The following is a 19,252-nucleotide window of genomic DNA, read 5'->3' on the forward strand; positions in this document are numbered from 1 at the left end:
GGGGCTTGCCTCGCACCCTGTCTCGCATATCTTTGAGGGAACTATTCCGGTTCAGGGTCAGGGCATGACGGTCGACGCACAGAGTTTCAAGCAGGCGATGCGGCATTGCGCGGGCGCGGTGGCGCTGGTGACGGTCGGCCGCGAGCCGGGGCAGCGCACCGGCCTGACGGTGACCTCGGCCTGCTCGTTGTCGGACAATCCGCCCTCGGTGCTGGTCTGCGTTAACCGTAATGCCAGCGCGCATGAGCGCATCCGCGCGGAGCGCCATTTCGTCATCAACTTCCTCAACGAGGACCATGCGCTGCTGGCGCTGACCTTCTCCGGCCAGAAGGGCGTCAACGGTGACGACCGCTTTGGCTTCGGCCGCTGGACCACCGGCGCCACCGGCGCTCCGGTGCTGGAGGATGCCGTCGCGGCGTTCGACTGTGTGCTGGCGCAGGAGCTCGAGACCAAGACCCATTCGATCTTCATCGGCGAAGTGCAGCATGTCCGCGCCGTGACCACGGTCGATCCGCTGATCTATCTGCGCTCTGGCTTCCAGAGCGTGCGCAACATCCACGATCCTGTCGTGCTCGGCGACATCGACGCGCGGCGCGTCAGCTGGAACGAGTTTTCGTGAAGCCGCGACGAGCGGCATGGCTCCCCGAGTCAATCAGCACTGCTGACCAATCCTGATCAATTTGACGAACGCGCCATCGACGCGAGCGGCATGATATAACTGCCGTCGCGCATGCAGGAGCGATCGATACGGCGGCGCGAGTTCTTCAACTCTCCTCGTCAGCCGGACGTCCGCGCGATCTCGCTTTGCGAGCCCGCAACGTTCGTCGATATGTCGATCAATCGCTGCGCTCATCGCGCTTGCCGCCAGCAAGCTTGAACCACGAGCGCGTCCCGAGATCGCCAAATCTCTAGTCATCGACAAGGGAGACCAAATCATGAAGATCGTTGTGATCGGAGGCACCGGACTGATCGGCTCCAGGACCGTTGCCATTCTGCGTCAACGCGGCCACGACGTTGTCGCCGCTTCGCCGAAGAGCGGCGTCAACACCATCACCGGCGAGGGGTTGAAGGAGGCGCTGGCCGGCGCGGCCGTCGTGATCGACCTGGCCAACTCGCCATCATTCGAGGACAAGGCGGTGATGGCGTTCTTCGAGACTTCCGGACGCAACCTGCTGGCGGCGGAGGCGCCGGCCGGCGTCAAGCACCATGTCGCGCTCTCGATCGTCGGAACAGACCGCACGCCCGAGAACGGATACTTCCGCGCCAAGGTCGCGCAGGAGAAACTGATCGAGGCGTCCGGCATTCCCTACACCATCATCCGCGCGACGCAGTTCATGGAATTCGTCGGAGCCATCGCTGATGCGGGTGCAGTTGGAAACACCGTCAGACTCTCGCCCGGCCTGTTCCAGCCGATCGCGGCGGAGGATGTTTCCGCCCTTGTGGCCGATGTGGCGCTCGAGCCGCCGCGCAACGGCATCGTTGAGATTGCCGGACCGGAACGCGCGCCGTTCAACGAAATCGTGGCCCGCTACCTGAAGACGATCGGCGACCCGCGTCAGGTGGTGCGAGACCCTGACGCCCTCTACTGGGGCGGCCGGGTCGAGGAGCACTCGCTGGTGCCGTTGGGCGAGGCGCGCCTCGGCCGCATCGATCTGAACGAATGGCTGCGGCGCTCGCGGCCGGCAGGCTGACGGTAGCAGCTACTTGAGCCACACCAGCAGCGGGACAGGCGCGCGGCCCTCGCAGGACAGCGTGCCCTCGTAATTGTGCGTCTTGCGGGCGCTGTAGGTGCAGGGCGCGCCGTCCAGCACGAGTTCGGCCGTCACCTGCGAATCCGCACCCGTGAATTGCAGCCGGATCTCGCCGGCGCGTTCCTCGGGTCCATCCTGGACGCAGATTCCGACATGCTTCATCTTCAGCGGTCCGGAGAAGTGCTTGCGCGCATCCGGTCCGCTTTCGGTGAGATGCCCCGTCAGCTCCCATTCGCCGAGCACGCCGGCCTGGCCGAGGATCTCCATCGCACCGAGCGGCGGCACGTGGCAAAGACAGAGCGCAACGGCGCCGAGCAGCGCTGCACCACCGTTGCGCCATGTCGTCAGCGGCATCACAGCTTGCTTCCGGTTGTCTGGCGCAATTCGATCAGCTCCGGCCTCGACAGATCCGCATCCGCAGTGAGCCGGGCGATCTGATCAGCGCATTCCCGGGTCTTGGCCTGATCGCCGGACGCCCTGGCACTCTTGATCATCCCGAGATAGGCCGCCAGCCGGTTGGGCTCCTTCTTGAGCACGGCCTCGTAGGCGGCGAGCGCGTCGGCGGCCTTGCCGCGATCGAGCAGCATGGCGGCATAGAGCTCGCGCGCCGGCGCGAGCGGTCCCGGCGTGACGGGATGCTTCTCGGTCTTGTCTTCCGCCTCCGCGGCGGCATCCATTGCGCTGAGCGCCTCGTCGAATTTGCCTTCGGCGTACAGCACCCATGCGCTCGCGATCTGCTGCTGGATGTCGATGATGTTGGACCAGTAGGCGTCCTTCGCGTCCTTCAGCTTGTCGCGCAGCCCGACGAGCTTGGCGATGTCGGCCTTGGCCGCGGCCGGGTCACCGGAGCGCGCGGCGCCGACCGCCCGCGCGAAATATGTGATGGCATCCGCGTAGGCGTACTTGGTCGGACGGACCTGAAGCGCAGCAGCTCCCTTCCAGTCGCCGCGCTCGAAAACATAGCGGGCTTGGCTTGCCGCCACCGCGTAAGGGCCGGCGAACCGGTCGAGCTTGAACTCGAGCCTGCCGAGCTCGTCGACCACCGCGCGCGCCTCCTTGTCCTGGCCCAACTGCAGATAGGCGTAGACGAGGTAGTCCATCGCGTGCGCCTGATCCTGCTGTTCGCCGTCTTCCTTGGCGATGCGTGCGGATTCCTTGTTCGAGGCGATCGACTCCTTCCAGTAGCCGACGCGGGTGAAGATGTGCGACGGCATGTGCTGGGCATGCGGCGCGCGTTCGGCGATCTTGGCATAGCGCATCGCCGCGGGCAGGCCCTTCTCCGCGAGCGCCGGATAGTCGTAGAGATGGATCAGATAGTGGGCGATGCCGGGGTGCTCGGGCTGGCGCTTGAAGATCGGCTCGAGCAGCGCCGCACCCTTCAGCTGGTTGGCATAGGTCTTGTCGGTAGGGGATGCCGCGACGTTGAGCGTGATCGCATAGGCGATCTGCGCCTCGTCATCGTCGGCATAGTGCGTCGCGACCTGCTCTTCGGCTGCGAGGAATCTCTGCACGCGGGTGCGGTGATCGACCTTGTCATAGTCGACATACATCGCGGCGATCGCGTCGATGTAGTCCCGCTCGCGCTGCGTGCTCGCATTCAGCGCCTGGCCTTTCTTCACGGCTTCGAGGCCGAGCGGAAGGTTCTCCGGCGGTGGCGGCCCGTGCGGATTGTAGAGATAGCTGAGCGCGATCCCCCAGTAGGCGATGGCGCATTGCGGGTCGGCCTCGAGGACTTCCTCGAAGGTGCGTCGCGATGCGCTGTACCAGAACGAATGCTGATACAGCATGGCGCGATCGAACGCCTCCTGCGCCTCCGGTTTGCAGGATGTCGCAAAATGGACTTTGCCCAATCGTTGTTCAGTAGAATCCGAGGCGGCAGGCTGCGAAATGGTCGCGGCAACCAGGCCAACGACCACAGCGAGGGGAAACCGTGTCATGGGACCCGCTCCGTGGCGTTGAATGAAAGGCCTATGATAACACCGTTCCCGCGCGGCCGGAACAGAAGGTGCGCTTCCGGTCTAGCTGTCCAGCTCGATCCCTAACGCCTTGATCTTCCGGTACAACGTCGCGCGGCTGAGCCCTAGCGCCTTGGCAGCGTCCGTCACTCTTCCGTCATTGGTCCGCAACGCATCGACGATCGCGGCGCGCTCGCTCGCTGTGTGATCGGCCTCCACGCTGCGCGTGCCGAACGGCGGCAGGTCGAGATCGGCCTCGGTGATGACGCCACCTTCGGCGGTGGCACCCGCGAGTCGCAGCACGTGACGAAGCTGGCGCATGTTGCCGGGGAAGGGATAGGTCAGCAGCTGCGCCCAGGCATCCGGCGAGATGCGGCAGTGCGGCGCTTCCTCGTCGGCGATCTGCGTGATGATGTCCCTGCGGTCGGCGCGTTCGCGCAAGGCGGGCAGCCGGATCTCCATGCCGCGCAGCCGATAGTACAGGTCGGAGCGGAAGCTGCCGTCCTCCGCCATCCGCGCGAGGTCGCGATGGGTGGCGCTGATCAGGCGGATGTCGACGGGTACCGGCTTCAGCGCGCCGAGCGGCCAGACTTCGCGATTCTCCAGCACGCGGAGCAGCCGGGTTTGCAGCGAAAGCGGCATGTCGCCGATCTCGTCGAGGAACAGCGTGCCGCCAGAGGCCTGCACGATCAGCCCCTTCGATCCCTCGCGCCGCGCGCCGGTGAAGGCTCCGGCCTCGTAGCCGAACAGCTCGGCGTCGATCAGGCTCTCGGGCATCGCGGCGCAGTTCAGCGCAACGTAGTTGCGGCCGGCGCGATTGCTGGCCGCATGAATGGCGCGCGCGAACACGTCCTTCCCGGCGCCGGTCTCGCCCCGCAGCAGGATCGGCAGATCGAGATTGCCGACCGTCATCAGCCGCTTCACGCCCTTGATCAGCGCGGGATCGCGGCCCGCGAGCCGGTGCAGGCCTGAAAACTGTCCGGCCGGCGCCTCGCGCGACGGTGCCGGCAGCGGACGGGAGACACGCGCGCGCACCGGCGGCGCCACGCGGCCACGGCCCCATGGCGTGCCGTCGGCCCGGCGCAATGTGACCGGCTCGTCAACGGCCCGCGTCGCGCGATCGTCCAGTTGAATCAGGCGCGACAGGTCGATGCCGTCATCGATCATCGCATCGGTCAGCCCGAACTCGCCGCGCGCGGTGCGGCAGGCGCCGACCACGCGGCGGTCGTCGTCATAGGCGAGCATGCCGTGCCCGTCGCCGGGCAGTGTCGCGATCCATGAGGCGCGGTAGCGTCGTCGGAAAAACGACTGCTCGATCCGCCGCGTCGCTTCCGCGGTGACGGCGAGCGCCAGTTCATGCGCGCTGCGGCCGAGATCGCTGCGGCAGGAGGAGATGTTGACGGCGCCGGCCAGCCGCCCGGCATGATCGAACAGCGGCGACACCGCGCAGGTGAACATGTGCCACTGCTCGCGGAAATGCTCGTCGCCATGCACGATGATCGGCCGCTGCTCGGCGAGCGCGGTGCCGAGCCCGTTGGTGCCCTCGAAGGTCTCGGCGAAGTTCGAGCCGGTGTAGATCTTCCATTCCAGGAACATCCGCGCGTAGTCGCCCCCAGGCAGGCGGCTCACCAGCATCGTGGCGTTGGGGTCGGCGAGGTTGACGCAGTAGCCGGAGTCGTGGAGCACCCGGGCAAGGTCCTCGAGCTCGGGGATCGCGACCTGGATCAAATCTTCCATCGGTTCGGCGATGTGCCGGACCTCGGCTTCGGTCAGGGTCTGCGGCGGCCCGCGCCGGGCCGGGTCGAGGTTGTGATTGACCACGCAGCGTCGCCAGGACGCGGCAATCCGCGCCTCGGTGTCGACGCCGGCCACCTGATTGGCCGCCGATAAAACACGGGCGACGTGATTCGAGGCCGAAAGATTGGCCATCCAGAGGTCTCCACCCCTAATTTTCCGCGAAGTCTGGCACCCCGACGGCGAATGTCAATTGGCCGACGGAGTCGCGGGGAGGGGACCTTGGAGGGATGTCTGTAGGGCGGATTAGCGAAGCGTAATCCGCCATCCCGGTCGGTCTGCGGCGGATTACGCCTTCGGCTAATCCGCCCTACCTGATCTCACCGGCCGTGAGCAGCACGAACGAACGTCCGGCCGTCTTGTACATACTCTCGAACGCAAACTGCGCACCTGCCGGCTCCTCCGGCGCGTTGGTATCGAGCAGCAGCGACCACTGTGGTCCCGCGGACGTCGGCGGCAGCTTGAAGTCGACCTCGCCCTCATAGCTGTTGAGGATCACCAGCACGGTGTCGTCCTCGCCCGCGCGGGCGATTGCGGTCTTGCGCGCGCGGCCGTCGAGCACGGCGCCGAAGCACTTGATCCAGCCGGTGGTCCAGTCGGCCTGCGCCATCTCCACGCCTGAGGTGCTGATCCAGACCACGTCGCGGATCTCGAGCTGGGCATCGCGATCGCCGGAGAGGAAGCGGCTGCGGCGCAGGATCGGATAGTCGCGCCGCAGCTTGATCATCCGCCTGGTGAAGGCGAGCAGTTTGTTGGCGTCGTCGGAAAAATTCCAGTCGAACCAGGAGATGTCGTTGTCCTGGCAATAGGCGTTGTTGTTGCCGCGTTGGGTACGGCCGAATTCGTCGCCGCCGAGCAGCATCGGCGTGCCCTGCGAGGCCAATAGCGTCGCCAGCATGTTGCGCTTCTGGCGTTCGCGCAATGTGCGGATATCGGGGTTGTCGGTCGGGCCCTCGGCGCCGCAATTCCAGGAGTGGTTGTCGGACGAGCCGTCGTTGTTGTTCTCGCCGTTGGCTTCGTTGTGCTTGTTGTTGTAGCTCGCCCAGTCGTTCAGCGTGAAGCCGTCATGCGCCGTGATGAAGTTGACGCTGGCCCAGGTGCGACGGCCCTCGCGATTGAACACGTCGTGCGAGCCGAGCAGCCGCGGCGCGAGCGCGCCGGGCGCGGCCTCGCCGCGCCAGAAATCGCGCACGGTGTTGCGGTACTTGTCGTTCCATTCCGCCCAGCCCGGCGGGAAGCCGCCGACCTGGTAGCCGCCGGGGCCGCAGTCCCAGGGTTCGGCGATCAGCTTGACCGTGGCCAGCAACGGGTCCTGGTTCATTGCCTTCAGGAAGCCGGACTGCTCGTCGAAGCCGTAGACCTCACGCGCCAGGATGGTGCCGAGATCGAAGCGGAAGCCGTCGACATGCATGTGGCCGGCCCAGTAGCGCAGGCTGTCCATCACCAGCTGGATCACGCGGGGATGCGACAGGTTCACCGTGTTGCCGGTGCCGGTATCGTTGATGTAGTAGCGCCTCTTGTCGGGCAAGAGGCGATAATAGCTCGCATTGTCGATGCCCTTGAACGACAGCGTCGGGCCGCGCTCATTGCCTTCGGCGGTGTGGTTGTAGACGACATCCAGAATGACTTCGAGCCCGGCGCCATGCAGCCGCGACACCATCTCCTTGAATTCGCGCAGGCTGTTCGGCACGTCGGCGGCATAGCGCGGATCCGGCGCGAAGAAGCCGATCGTGTTGTAGCCCCAGTAATTGGTGAGGTGCTTGTCCAACAGATTGCTGTCGTTGATGAAGGAATGCACCGGCAGCAGCTCGACCGAAGTGATACCGAGCGCCTTCAGATGATCGATCGCGGCGTTCGAGCCGAAGCCGGCGTAGGTGCCGCGCAGGTTTTCAGCGACGCCCGGATTCTGCCTGGTGAAACCCTTGACGTGGGTCTCGTAGACCACGGTCTCGTCCCAGTGCACGTCCTGCCGCTGCGCCTCCTGGACCCAGTCGAAGCCGGGATCGACCACCACGCATTTCGGCATGAACGGCGCGCTGTCGCGCTCGTCGAAGGTCAGGTCGTCGCCCGTTTCCATCTTGTAGCCGAACACCGCCGGATTCCATGTCAGGCTGCCGGCATGGGCACAGGCATAGGGGTCGAGCAGCAGCTTGTTCGGATTGAATCGGTGGCCGCCCTCGGGCTGGTAGGGGCCGTAGACGCGATAGCCGTAGAACGTGCCGGGCTGTACGCCGTTGATGAAGCCGTGAAACACCTGGTCGGTATATTCCGGCAGCTCGAAGCGATGCGTCTCGCGCTCGCCGTCGAACAGGCAAACCTCGACCTTGGTGGCGTTGGCGGAAAACACCGCGAAGTTGGTGCCGTGGCCGCTCCAATGGGCGCCCAGCGGATAGGGCAGCCCTTCCTCAATCACGAAATCGGACATCGGTCCCCCAAACTCTGGAATGGGCAAATCAACCAGCAACAAACGCCGCCGCGCGGAAAACGTTGCATGGGCTAGCTTAGCGGCAGTTGCCGGTGGTTCGTATGACGTCCGGGCAGGCCGAGCGCGTCATGTCCCAAGAATGCCGATGTTTGATCCACAGGCCGTTCGACACACTCGGCGTCGTCCTGGCGAAAGCCAGGACCCATTACCCCAAATCTCGATTGTCGCGTAACGCTGGGGCGACGACCCGCTCCATCACCGAATGCGGTGGTAATGGGTCCTGGCTTTCGCCAGGACGACAGGGGCTACATCAGCCGCATCCCCTTAAGTCGCAAGCCCATTGTTGCTTTGGCCATCGCGCTAGTTGCCCGTCAGCAGCGCAAACCGCCGTCGGTCGATCCGCTCGCGCGCCGATTGTCCCGCTGCGGCGCAAAGATCGGGTGCATAGAGCTGGCAGGTTCCTCGCTTTTCGATTGCCTTGTCGATCAGATCCAAAAGTCGCGCAGGCGCGATGTCGGGAGACGCGGCAATGCGGCCGGCGACGACGTGCTTTTCCATTGTCTCGTGCTCAGCGTGATCGATATCGGGGTTGCGCCAGCAATTTGCGCACATGATCTTGAAGCTCTCCGAGTGCGAATAGATCACGGCGTCCCCGTCCAATTCTTCGCTGATGTCGGCCAATTGCCGTGCCGTCTGCTGCGTGCCCGCGAAAGCGAAGAACTGGTAATTCCGGCGCAGCAGCGTTGCCAGATGGGGGAAGACCGGGATCTGCTGCTCGCCATAGGTGTGATGCGTAATCGGAGCGCCGTCGATGAGGATGACGTCGCCATAATCGACGCCGAGATCGCGGTACAGCACGCTGCGGATAATGCCATGGCACGGACTCAACCGTTCGATCCAGACGGTCTCCTCCTCGCCTGGGTCATCACGATCTGCCGTCCGCTCAGCGAGGGGACGCGCGGCAAGTCTCACCTTGCAAGCCGGATATCCACCCTCCGGCAACCCAAAGCGTCCATGCTCGATTTTCTGCTCCATGCGCTTCCACACGCCCAAGGCGGTCGCGGCGTCGCTTGCGCCGGTGGCGCAGATGCCGAGGTTCCATTCGGTGCTGTCGACAGCCTCCTGTGACAGGCTTACAGCGACGCGGTTTGCCGCCACGCCTTCGGCGAATCTGCCGCGCGTCTTGTAGAACAGCCCCAAATTGTAATGGTGCGCGCTCTTTTGCGGATCGATTTCGGTCAGTCTCCGAAGACTGTCCTCGGCGATCGCATCGTGCTGGCGCGCCATCATTCGCGCCGACGTGGCGAGCCCGCGCAGGATCCGCTCCTGTTCAGGCCGCCCTTCATTGAGCTTGGACAAGCGGTGCAGCTTCTCGACCATCGTCTGAAATATTGGGTGTTCCGGCGGCGGCGCGTTCAGATCATCAATGTCGCGGACGGCTTCGAGGCACATGCCAAGCGCTGAGAGGATACCTATGTCGTCATCGTGGGCGTCTGCGATCTCTGAAAGAACGTCTGCCGCCTCTTCCCTCGCGAGGCTTCGTTCGTCGACAATCCATAACAACGCCATCGCGGCCTCAGGCTGGTGACGCTGGGCCTTTCGCAGTGGTTGGATCTTCTGCGATGCAGCCTGCTTGCGGTCCGCCTGTCCTTCCGCAACGGCGTCACGTGCAATCGCGTCGATCTCGTCGAAAGAGAGTACCGCGCTGGGACCATTCGACATGATCATCTCCGTGGAGGCGCCTCGGCATGGGCAGGGACCGGCGGTGGTTTGACGTACCTCAACGCAGCGAGACTACATCAATTTCATACCCTTCAAGCTGGTATGCCCGTTCTTGCCGACAATGATGTGATCATGCACGGCAATGCCGAGCGGCTTGGCGATGTCGACGATGGCTTTCGTCATCTGGATGTCGGCCTGCGACGGCGTCGGGTCGCCGGAGGGATGGTTGTGCAGGAGTCTGCTATGATCGACTAACCTGCTGTAGTTGCGCTAGAAATTGGTGATGCGTAAGTTGGGTGAGGTCGGCAACTGAGATCGGCAAATCGTGCACCTGGGTGATCATCACACCTGATCCTGACCCCTCATGCCGAGGCGCGTTGATGCACGGCAGGTCACGCGGTTCTTCTCGTCCCAGGCATCGAGTTCGTCAACGGGATACAGCACGGCTTTGCCGATCTTGATGAAAGTCGGCCCGATTCTCATAGCCCGCCAGTTGCGTAGAGTGCCTATCGAGATGCTGCCACGGTAGCGCTCCGCGACTTCTTCGGCAGTGAGATATCTCCTAGGGTCCATGCTTAGCTCCACATCTCGCATTCGCGGCGCCCGCCGACGCACTTTTAGCCAAGGATCACACAAGGCGGTGCGAACACGTTCCGGCAGGTTTCCGCACGCTGGCGCATGCGGTTGCCCGCTACGAATGGGACTTTCACCTTCGGACGGGAAGGGCGGACAAGCGGTGGTAGTGGCCGCGGACACCCACGGATAAGAATCGGACGGGCCGCGCTCGTTCGGTCGGGTGGTCGACGATCGTCGCCCACGGTCCGCTTTTCAAGCAACTCCAGCACAGCGTGCAACGCGGCGCAGAAATGAGCCGAATGACCGCGCGGATCCAGTGATGAGATTGCCGATCAAGCGTGGTCAGGCCGTAAGGCCGATCTGATCTTTGCGTTTGAAGCATCTTCCCTTGTGGCTAGTCTGGGCGCTTCCTATATGACCGTCGCGGGCCGGGCCCCTCTGGCGACCATGATGGTCGTGATGTCGGACCGCATCGAGTGCGCTCGATGCCCGGGTCCGATCCTACGCTCCCGATCGAGCCGCACTCCATGACAGGGAGGCGGCATTTGGAATTCCTACTGCTCGATTGGCTCGGCAACCCCGCTTGGATGTGGCTGGGCTTTGTGTCGATCGTCGGTGTGCTGCTCGCGCTGGACCTCGGTGTCCTGCATCGCAAGCAGAAAGAGATTGGCGTGCGCGAAAGCCTCGTGCTCTCGGCAGGCTACATCGTGCTTGGAGTCTCCTTCGCCGGCCTCGTTTGGTTGCAGCTGGGCGAAACCGCGGGCATCCAGTATCTCACCGGCTTCGTCGTCGAAAAGAGCCTGGCGCTCGACAACGTCTTTGTGATCGCGTTGATCTTCGGCTACTTCGCGGTACCACGTCAGTATCAGCATCGCGTGCTGTTCTGGGGCATTCTCGGCGTCATCGTTCTACGCGCGATCATGATCGGCATCGGCGCCACGCTGGTCGCCGAGTTTGCGTGGGTTCTCTACGTCTTTGCGGCCTTCCTTATCCTGACCGGGATCAAGATGCTGGCGCTGGGTGACAAGGAGACCGATCTCTCAAAGAACCCGGTCCTCAAGCTGATCCGCCGCCGCTTCCGCGTGACCGAGGAGTTGCACGGTGAGCGCTTCCTGGTGAAGCTGCCGGACCCGAGGACGGGGCGGCCGGTGCGCTATATGACGCCGCTCTTCCTCGCGCTGATCCTGATCGAGATCGCGGACGTGATTTTCGCGGTGGACTCAGTGCCCGCGATCTTCGCGATCACCACCGATCCCTACATTGTGTACACGTCGAATATCTTCGCGATCCTGGGGCTTCGCGCGCTCTATTTTGCACTTGCTGCCGTTCTGCACCGCTTCGCTTACCTCAAGCAGGCGCTTGCCGTGCTGCTGATCTTCATCGGCTCGAAGATCTTCGTCGCCGATTTCCTCGGGCTCGACAAATTTCCCGCCATCTGGTCGCTCGGCGCCACTTTCGCGATCCTCGCCGCCGGCATCGTCTATTCGCTGTGGCGGACCCGCAATCCCGCCCCTGCCGTGAAAGGCAAGTTCTGATGCCGTGCCGCGGCGTCTGGCTCGACCGCGGCCAGCTCGCAGAGCTGCTGGGGGTCGCACGGAAGGATGATGCCGCTGATCCGGCCCGCAAACGGGAGCGGACGTCGGAAGCGGCCACGCCAACCGAGAGCCCGCTCGTCTCGAAGGTCGGCGCGTTTGGGACGATGGTCACGACAACTATCGGCGCAACGAGCGGCGATCGCGCATCTTCGACTGATCGGCCGGTTGGCGGCGCTTCATGCAACATCGAGGAAAAGGAGATTACATGCCGTATCGACACGCGCTTGGAGGTTTTGCGAAACGCTCCTGGGAAGACTTCGGCGACGAGGTTCATCGGGCGCAGAACGAACATCTGATGGAAGGCATCGTCGCGGGGTGTGCGCTGATCGCCTTCGCCGATGGCTGGGTAACGACGGAGGAGCATGACCGGATGCTCGGGTTGATCCGTGGATTTGAGCCGATCGCTGCGTTCGGGCTAGACGATGTCACCGCGACGTTCGAAACTCTGACCGAGCGGTTCGCCAAGGACCAGAAGGGTGGCGAGGCGGCCGCGTTCGAGGCGGTCGCACGCGTCAAGGGCGCGCAGCGGTATCCGGCACTGCTCGTCGAGGCCTGCTGCGCGATCGCCGCTGCCGATGGCGGGTTCGACTCCGAAGAACGGGCGACCGCTAGGCTCAGGACTCATTGATCAGAGCCAGAAGATCACGGTGGCGGCGAGGGCGATAGCGGAGAAGAAGACCGTAGGGCACCGATCGTAGCGGGTGGCGACGCGGCGCCAGTCCTTGAGGCGGCCGAACATGATCTCGATGCGGTTGCGGCGTTTGTACCGACGCTTGTCGTATTTGATGGGGTCGAGACGGGATTTCCGCCCAGGAATGCAGGGCTTGATCCCCTTCTGCTGAAGGGCATCCCTGAACCAGTCGGCGTCGTAGCCGCGGTCACCCAGCAGCCATTGCGCCTTGGGAAGGTCGTCGAGAAGCGCCGCAGCGCCGGTGTAATCGCTGATTTGGCCTGCGGTCATGAAGAAACTGAGCGGGCGGCCGTTGGCGTCGGTGACAGCATGAAGCTTGGTGTTCATCCCGCCTTTGGTGCGGCCGATCAGCCGCCCGAGATCCCCTTTTTAACCCGCAGGCTCGATGCCGTGCGGTGCGCCTTCAAGTAGGTCGCGTCGATCATAACCGTCTTCGGATCGGCACCCTCGGCGGCCAGCCCTTCCATCATGCGGAGGAAGACGCCCATCTCGCCCCAACGCTTCCATCGGTTGTAGAGCGTCTTGTGCGGACCGTACTCCTTGGGCGCATCACACCAGCGCGAACCGTTGCGATTGACGAAGATAATCCCGCTCAGCACCCGCCGATCATCGACCCGGGGCCTGCCGTGGCTCTTGGGAAAATATGGCCGGAGCCGAGCCATCTGCTCGTCCGTCAGCCAGTACAGGTCGCTCATCTTCAGTCTCCTCGCGGAGCCTGAATCAGATCATGCCTCTCAAATCAATGGGTCCAGAGCCTAGCCGGATCTGCGAAGTTCTCGGGCTCGAACCGGCGGACTTTGGGTTGGCCGACGCGCCTTGAAACGAGGTGGTCGCAAACTGACTTCGATCGGGATCCACACCGACGTTTGGAAGTGAGCGGCCTGGGTTGACCGTCAGTGTTTGCCCTGAATCCGGATCCCGGCAAGGTGTTGCTGTTGCGACGAAGGAATCGCTTCCGTCGCAGTGCGAGGAACGCCGGGCGCGCGTTGGTTTGGCGGTGCGGACGTGCTTGCGTCGCGCCGTTTAAGCTCGGTGGCGGGTTGTTATATAAAACAGAACAAAACCGTGAGTTATTTGAAGTAACTAAAAGCTCTCACTACCGCTACCGTACAGGGAGGACGGTTTCGAAACGGCAGAGCGGAGCGGCTGGTCCCATGCAAATCGCAGGACAGAAGATCGGGTTGCACGTCGCGGAGGCGCTTCGTGGATGACCGTGACGAATCCGCGCCGACGCAGTCTCGGGCTGTCCAATCGGACCCGGGCAAGTCGGGGCTGCCGAGCCGGCATACGACAGTAGGCCCCGAGCGCGCACCCCATCGCTCGTTCCTGTACGCGATGGGCTTGTCGGCCCGCGAGATCGCGCAACCTTTCGTCGGCGTCGTCACGACCTGGAATGAAGCGGCGCCCTGCAACATCTCGCTGTCTCGGCAGGCGCAGGTGGTGAAGAAGGGGGTGGCGGCCGCCGGCGGCACGCCGCGCGAGTTCACCACCATTACGGTCACCGACGGCATTGCGATGGGGCACGCCGGCATGAAGGCCTCGCTCGTCAGCCGCGAGGTGATCGCCGACTCGGTTGAACTCTCCGTGCGCGGTCATTGCTACGACGCGCTGGTGGGGCTGGCCGGGTGCGACAAGACTCTGCCGGGGCTGATGATGGCGATGCTGCGCCTCAACGTGCCCTCGGTATTCCTCTACGGCGGCTCGATCCTGCCGGGACGGTTCCGCGGCAAAGACGTCACGGTGCTCGACGTGTTCGAGGCGGTCGGCGCCAACGCCGCCGGAACGATGAGCGATGCGGACCTCGCCGAACTCGAAACGGTGGCATGCCCATCGGCGGGGTCATGCGGCGGCCAATATACCGCCAACAGCATGGCCTATGTGTCGGAGGCGATCGGTCTCGCTCTGCCGGGTTCGGCCAGCACACCGGCGCCTTACGAGTCCCGGGACCGGTTTGCCGACGCGTCGGGTCGCGCGGTGATGGCGCTGCTCAAACGGGGCTTGCGCCCGCGTGACATCGTCACGCGCCAGGCGCTCGAGAATGCGGCCGCGGTCGTCGCCGCGACAGGCGGATCGACCAACGCCGCGCTCCATCTGCCGGCGATGGCCCATGAGGCAGGCATCGCCTTCGACATCTTCGATGTCGCCGCGGTGTTTCGGCGCACGCCGTTGATCGCCGATCTGAAGCCCGGTGGACGCTATCTCGCCAAGGACGTGCACGAGATCGGCGGCGTGCCGGTGGTCCTGAAGGCGCTGCTCGACGGTGGCTTCCTGCACGGCGAATGCCTGACGGTCACGGGCCGCACCCTGGCCGAGAATCTGGAATCCGTGCTTTTGCCCGACCACCAGGACGTCGTCCATCCGACGACGCGGCCGCTGTCACCGACCGGCGGCCTCGTCGGCCTTTCCGGAAATCTCGCGCCTGAAGGGGCAATCGTGAAGGTGGCGGGCCTGCGCAGGCTCGCCTTCAGCGGTCCGGCGCGCGTGTTCGACCGGGAGGAGGATGCCTTCGCAGCGGTGATGCAGCGGCGCTACCATGCGGGCGAGGTGCTCGTCATCCGCTACGAGGGGCCGCGTGGCGGACCCGGCATGCGCGAGATGCTGTCCACCACCTCGGCGATCTATGGCCAGGGCATGGGGGAGGACGTGGCCTTGATTACCGACGGCCGCTTCTCGGGCGCGACGCGCGGCCTGTGCGTCGGTCATGTCGGACCGGAAGCCGCGGTCGGCGGCCCGATCGCATTGATCGAGGACGGCGATGTGATTGAGATCGATGCGGAGCGAGGGACGCTCTCGCTCCGCATCGATCCCGCCGAGTTGGCGGCGCGCCGCGAGCGGTGGCAGCCGCGCCGGCATGCCTTCCAGTCCGGAGCGCTGTGGCGCTACGCGCAGACCGTCGGTTCCGCCGGCAAGGGCGCGGTGACCCATCCAGGCGCTGCCGCCGAAGAGCACGTCTATGCTGATATCTGACCCAGGCGCCGCAGCCGAGAGAGTGGAGTCATCCAGCGCGCACCGCTTAGTCCTTCGCCAGCCCGATGATTGGCATGTGCATCTCCGTGACGGCGGGATGCTCGCCGCCGTCGTCAACGAGACCGCCCGTCAGTTCGCCAGGGCGATCGTCATGCCCAACCTCGATCCGCCGGTGACCACCGTGGCCGCGGCGGAAGCCTATCGTGCGCGGATCCAGGGGGCGCTCGCGCCTGGCCTTGCCTTCACACCGCTGATGACGGCCTATCTGACCGACGACATCGCCCCGGCGGAAATCGAGCGCGGCTTCAGGTCCGGCGTGTTCACCGCAGCCAAGCTCTATCCTGCGCATGCGACCACCAACGCCGCGCAGGGCGTGACGGACGTGGCTCACATCTTCGGCGTCCTTGACGTCATGCAGCGCCTGGGGATGCCGTTGCTGCTGCACGGGGAAGTCACGGACCACGACGTCGATGTTTTCGACCGCGAAGCCGTCTTCATCGACCGTGTGCTTGCGAATGTCGTCGCAGGATTTCCCGCTCTCAAGATTGTCTTCGAGCATATCACCACCGCCGAAGCCGTGGCCTTCGTCGAGGCCGCCGGGCCGAACGTCGGCGCCACGATCACGCCACACCATCTGATGATCAATCGCAACGCGATGTTCGCCGGCGGCATCAGACCGCATCTCTACTGCCTGCCGGTCGCAAAACGCGAGCGGCATCGTCTGGCGTTGCGACGCGCGGCGACCTCGGGAAATCCGAAGTTCTTCCTCGGCACCGATTCAGCGCCACACGCGGTCCGTGACAAGGAGTCCGCCTGCGGCTGCGCCGGCATCTTCAACGCGCCGGTCGCCCTGCAGAGTTACGCCACGGTGTTTGACGAGGAAGGTGCGCTGGACCGGTTCGAAGCCTTCGCGTCTGAGCATGGAGCGCGCTTCTACGACCTCCCGCTCAACGCCGGCTCGATCGTCCTTGAACGGACACCATGGCGGGCGCCATCGGTCTTCGCCGCTGCTGGCGACCAAGTCGTTCCGTTCCAGGCCGGTGCGTCCATGGCCTGGACGTATCGAGGACCGATCGATGCGCCGTCATGAGCGAACCGCGATCTATGAACCACGTCCTTACGCAGGTCGCAGCGCCGTGCTCGCCACCATGCATCGCAAGGAAGAAGCGATCGCGCCGGCCCTTAGCGCGACCCTTGGTCTTGTCGTCGTACCCGCGGCGGGTCTCGATACCGATCAGCTCGGGACGTTCTCGGGCGAAATCGCGCGGCAGGGGACGATGCTCGAGGTCGCGGTGCGCAAGGCGAGGCTGGGCATGCAGGGCGCCGGATTACCGCTCGGCCTCGCCAGCGAGGGCTCGTTCGGGCCCCATCCAGCGATCCCGTTCTTCGCGGCCGGCATGGAGCTCCTGGTGTTCGTCGATGACGAGAGGGGGATCGTCGTCAGTGAAAGCCTGATCGCCGACGCGACCAACTTCGGCCATCTCGTCGTTTCTCCAGGCGATGCGCTGGAGGCATTCCTCGAACGGGTGGGATTCCCGAGCCACGCCCTGATCGTGCGGGCGAATGAGGGTTCGGTGACAGCGGCTCTCGTTAAAGGCCTCACCGACCGGAAAGGCCTTGCGCTCGCGATCGCGGCCGCCGCTGCCGCATCCTCGGATGGCCGGGCGCGTCTCGAGACCGACATGCGCGCGCACCTCAATCCGACGCGGATGAAAAGCCTCGCCGCGCTCGCGGATCGCCTCGCTCGACGGCTCGCGACACCGTGCCCTGCGTGCGGCGCGCCCGGCTTCGGACGTACGGGATCGCGGATCGGGCTGAAATGCGAGGACTGCGGCGCGCCCACCGAAATGGTCCTCGCCGAGGAATATGGTTGCTCGGTGTGTGGGTGTCGTGAGGAACGGCCTCGGTCTGATGGGTTGCTCCGTGCGCCGGCGCAATATTGCCCGGAGTGCAATCCATGAGGAAGCGGGGCGCTCGCCCGGATTCGAGATCGTCGTCGCGGGGTGCTGCTGCTCGGAGGCGTGCGCGGCGCGAAGGGCGGACCCCGCCGGCTTCGGTGGGGCCCGCCGAATCGCCAATCGCACCGCCGCTCCCGGTGGACCGCCCCTCGTGATCCACGGTGTGCGAGCTCACGACGCCGCGCTGGAGCGGCTGCGCGCGCTGCATCCGCAGCTGATCGACTTCTCGCTCGTTCGCATGAAGCGTCTCTGCGCGAAACTGGGGCGCCCTGAGCGTCGGCTGCCGCCCGTAATCCATGTGGCGGGGACCAACGGCAAAGGGTCGACGATCGCCTTCCTGCGCGGCATCGCCGAGGCCGCCGGCTTACGCACGCATGTCTATACCTCACCGCACCTCGTACGTTTTGCGGAGCGCATCCGGCTGGCGGGCGAACTGATTTCCGAGGACGATCTGGCCGAGGTGGTGGCGCGGATTGAAACGGCGAACGAGGGTGAGCCGATCACATTCTTCGAGATCACGACGGCGGCGGCGTTGCTGGCGTTCGCGGAGACGCCCGCCGATCTCTGCCTTGTCGAGGTGGGTCTGGGCGGGCGTTATGACGCAACGAACGTCATAGAGCGTCCGGCGATCACGGCCATCGCGCCCGTCGCCCTTGACCACTGTGAGTTTCTTGGCGAAACGATCGCCGAGATCGCGGGGGAGAAGGCCGGCATCATAAAACCCGGCGTTCCCTGCGTTTCCACTCGCCAGGTCGAAAGCGCCTTGGTCGTGATCAGGAAAGCGGCCGAGCGCGCACGAGCGCCGCTGATGCTCGCTGGCCGCGACTTTAATGCATGGACGGAACAGGACCGCGTCCGCTACCAGGACTCTGCCGGCAATATGGACTTGCCCCACGGTCGTTTGATGGGCGCGCATCAGGTCGCCAACGCGGGGCTCGCGGTAGCCGTGGCCCGCAAGTTCGGCTTGTCGGATGCAGCCGTGAACGAGGGACTGAGACGCGCCTCGTGGCCTGCCCGGATGCAGCGCTTGACGGCGGGTCCGCTGGCCGCACGAGCGTCAGCGCGAGGCGCCGATCTCTGGCTCGACGGCGCCCACAATCCGCACGCGTTCGAATCGCTGGCGCGATCGTTGCGCGACCTCAGAGCGAGGGACGGGCGGCCATTGGCAGTCATCCTCGGCGTCCTCGCCAACAAGGACCTTGAAGGCATCTTCGCGGCGTTGTGTCCGATCCGTCCCCTAAAGCTGTTGCTCGTGGACTTTGATGCAAGCGGGGCGGCCGATCCCGCGGTCCTTTTGGACGTGGCTCGGCGTACAGGGCTTGGCGCGGAGGTTCGGCCGGATGTCTCATCGGCTCTCGATGCGGCGCTTTCTGGCGATGGGCCGCCGCCGCATGTGGTCATTTGCGGTTCGCTGTATCTCGCTGGCGAGGTCTTGGCGCTGGACTTAGAAACCTGGCCAAAATGAAAGGCTGACGTTGCCGCAGGGTGCATTCGAGCGGAAGCCACGGCATCCTTTCCGTTCGCCGCCCGGATGGGCAACTCCAAGCCAATAATTCGAAACGCGACGCTTCTCGGTGCCCGCGTAGAAGGTCTCGCTGAGGTTCGGGACCGGAAGAGGCCTTTGCGAGGGGGTCGGCGGGAGAGCTCGCGGTTGGCTGCGCAAGGCCGAAGGTCCAGCTCCGACCAGCGGGCTAGGGATTCACAACCGGGTTCAGTGGGACGGACACCGTCGATCTTACCCGACATCAATGGCAGCCGAGCCTGAGGTCTCCATAAACGGGGGGTAAGTCGTCGCGTAACGACCCCAATCCCCCTGCG

At 64.7% G+C, this 19,252-nt stretch carries 15 protein-coding genes and 1 pseudogene; 8 read left to right on the plus strand and 8 right to left on the minus strand.

All coding sequences use genetic code 11. From position 1 onward, the window contains the following. The first annotated feature begins 64 nt into the window (after positions 1 to 64). Together JQ573_RS21455 and JQ573_RS21460 are read left to right on the plus strand one after the other, a co-directional pair. Positions 65 to 619 (plus strand): flavin reductase family protein, encoded by a 555-nt coding sequence (locus JQ573_RS21455; RefSeq protein ID WP_092122778.1) that lies wholly within the window; start codon positions 65 to 67, stop codon positions 617 to 619. A gap of 316 nt (positions 620 to 935) precedes the next feature. Continuing rightward, positions 936 to 1,691, plus strand: a complete 756-nt coding sequence (locus JQ573_RS21460) for an SDR family oxidoreductase (protein WP_212316985.1) — start codon at positions 936 to 938, stop codon at positions 1,689 to 1,691. A gap of 9 nt (positions 1,692 to 1,700) precedes the next feature. On the opposite strand, the gene JQ573_RS21465 is transcribed toward JQ573_RS21460, so the two are convergent. The 7 genes and pseudogenes from JQ573_RS21465 to JQ573_RS21495 form a co-directional block, all read right to left on the minus strand. Further along, on the minus strand, positions 1,701 to 2,105 hold the full coding sequence (locus JQ573_RS21465) for a hypothetical protein (protein WP_212316987.1): 405 nt from the start codon (positions 2,103 to 2,105) through the stop codon (positions 1,701 to 1,703). Beyond that, the gene (locus JQ573_RS21470; RefSeq protein WP_249132082.1) at positions 2,105 to 3,688 is read right to left on the minus strand and encodes a hypothetical protein; all 1,584 of its coding nucleotides are present in this window, start codon (positions 3,686 to 3,688) and stop codon (positions 2,105 to 2,107) included. Before JQ573_RS21470 ends, JQ573_RS21465 begins: the two co-directional genes overlap by 1 nt. A gap of 81 nt (positions 3,689 to 3,769) precedes the next feature. Next, entirely contained in the window at positions 3,770 to 5,635 is a 1,866-nt protein-coding gene (locus JQ573_RS21475; protein ID WP_212316989.1) for a sigma-54-dependent Fis family transcriptional regulator, read from the minus strand. 175 nt (positions 5,636 to 5,810) lie between these two features. Then, positions 5,811 to 7,925, minus strand: coding sequence for a glycogen debranching protein GlgX (glgX, locus tag JQ573_RS21480; protein WP_212316991.1), 2,115 nt, complete (start codon positions 7,923 to 7,925; stop codon positions 5,811 to 5,813). Between the two features lie 360 nt (positions 7,926 to 8,285). Next, positions 8,286 to 9,647: a prenyltransferase gene (locus JQ573_RS21485; protein ID WP_212316993.1), complete on the minus strand. Its 1,362-nt coding sequence runs from the start codon at positions 9,645 to 9,647 to the stop codon at positions 8,286 to 8,288. Positions 9,648 to 9,719: 72 nt separating this feature from the next. Then, positions 9,720 to 9,884: pseudogene (locus JQ573_RS21490) on the minus strand (JAB domain-containing protein); the annotation flags it as partial. Between the two features lie 105 nt (positions 9,885 to 9,989). Next, the gene (locus tag JQ573_RS21495) at positions 9,990 to 10,220 is read right to left on the minus strand and encodes an AlpA family transcriptional regulator (RefSeq protein WP_137900589.1); all 231 of its coding nucleotides are present in this window, start codon (positions 10,218 to 10,220) and stop codon (positions 9,990 to 9,992) included. Positions 10,221 to 10,750: 530 nt separating this feature from the next. On the opposite strand from JQ573_RS21495, the gene JQ573_RS21500 reads away from it, so the two are divergent. Further along, positions 10,751 to 11,758, plus strand: coding sequence for a TerC family protein (locus JQ573_RS21500; RefSeq protein WP_137900590.1), 1,008 nt, complete (start codon positions 10,751 to 10,753; stop codon positions 11,756 to 11,758). A gap of 265 nt (positions 11,759 to 12,023) precedes the next feature. Next, complete coding sequence (locus tag JQ573_RS21505; RefSeq protein ID WP_157973351.1) at positions 12,024 to 12,446, plus strand: tellurite resistance TerB family protein; 423 nt, start codon at positions 12,024 to 12,026, stop codon at positions 12,444 to 12,446. Here the strand turns inward: JQ573_RS21505 and JQ573_RS21510 are convergent. After that, positions 12,447 to 13,204 (minus strand): IS5 family transposase gene (locus JQ573_RS21510; RefSeq protein ID WP_116970707.1). Its coding sequence is split into 2 segments (ribosomal slippage): positions 12,447 to 12,871 and positions 12,871 to 13,204, totalling 759 coding nucleotides; the frame shifts between segments, so codons are not numbered across the junction. It lies immediately after the preceding gene. A 508-nt stretch (positions 13,205 to 13,712) separates the two neighbouring features. Here JQ573_RS21510 and ilvD point away from each other — a divergent pair. From ilvD to JQ573_RS21530, 4 genes are all read left to right on the plus strand, one after another. Further along, on the plus strand, positions 13,713 to 15,476 hold the full coding sequence (ilvD, locus tag JQ573_RS21515; RefSeq protein WP_116970708.1) for a dihydroxy-acid dehydratase: 1,764 nt from the start codon (positions 13,713 to 13,715) through the stop codon (positions 15,474 to 15,476). Continuing rightward, on the plus strand, positions 15,463 to 16,566 hold the full coding sequence (gene pyrC / locus JQ573_RS21520; RefSeq protein ID WP_116970713.1) for a dihydroorotase: 1,104 nt from the start codon (positions 15,463 to 15,465) through the stop codon (positions 16,564 to 16,566). Before ilvD ends, pyrC begins: the two co-directional genes overlap by 14 nt. Continuing rightward, on the plus strand, positions 16,553 to 17,437 hold the full coding sequence (locus JQ573_RS21525; protein ID WP_116970709.1) for a DUF6671 family protein: 885 nt from the start codon (positions 16,553 to 16,555) through the stop codon (positions 17,435 to 17,437). Before pyrC ends, JQ573_RS21525 begins: the two co-directional genes overlap by 14 nt. Positions 17,438 to 17,597: 160 nt before the next feature. Continuing rightward, the gene (locus tag JQ573_RS21530) at positions 17,598 to 18,899 is read left to right on the plus strand and encodes a folylpolyglutamate synthase/dihydrofolate synthase family protein (protein ID WP_201280216.1); all 1,302 of its coding nucleotides are present in this window, start codon (positions 17,598 to 17,600) and stop codon (positions 18,897 to 18,899) included. The last annotated feature ends 353 nt before the right edge of the window (positions 18,900 to 19,252 follow it).

Origin of the sequence: Bradyrhizobium sp. AUGA SZCCT0105, from assembly GCF_018129565.1 — a bacterium.
Lineage (GTDB): Bacteria > Pseudomonadota > Alphaproteobacteria > Rhizobiales > Xanthobacteraceae > Bradyrhizobium.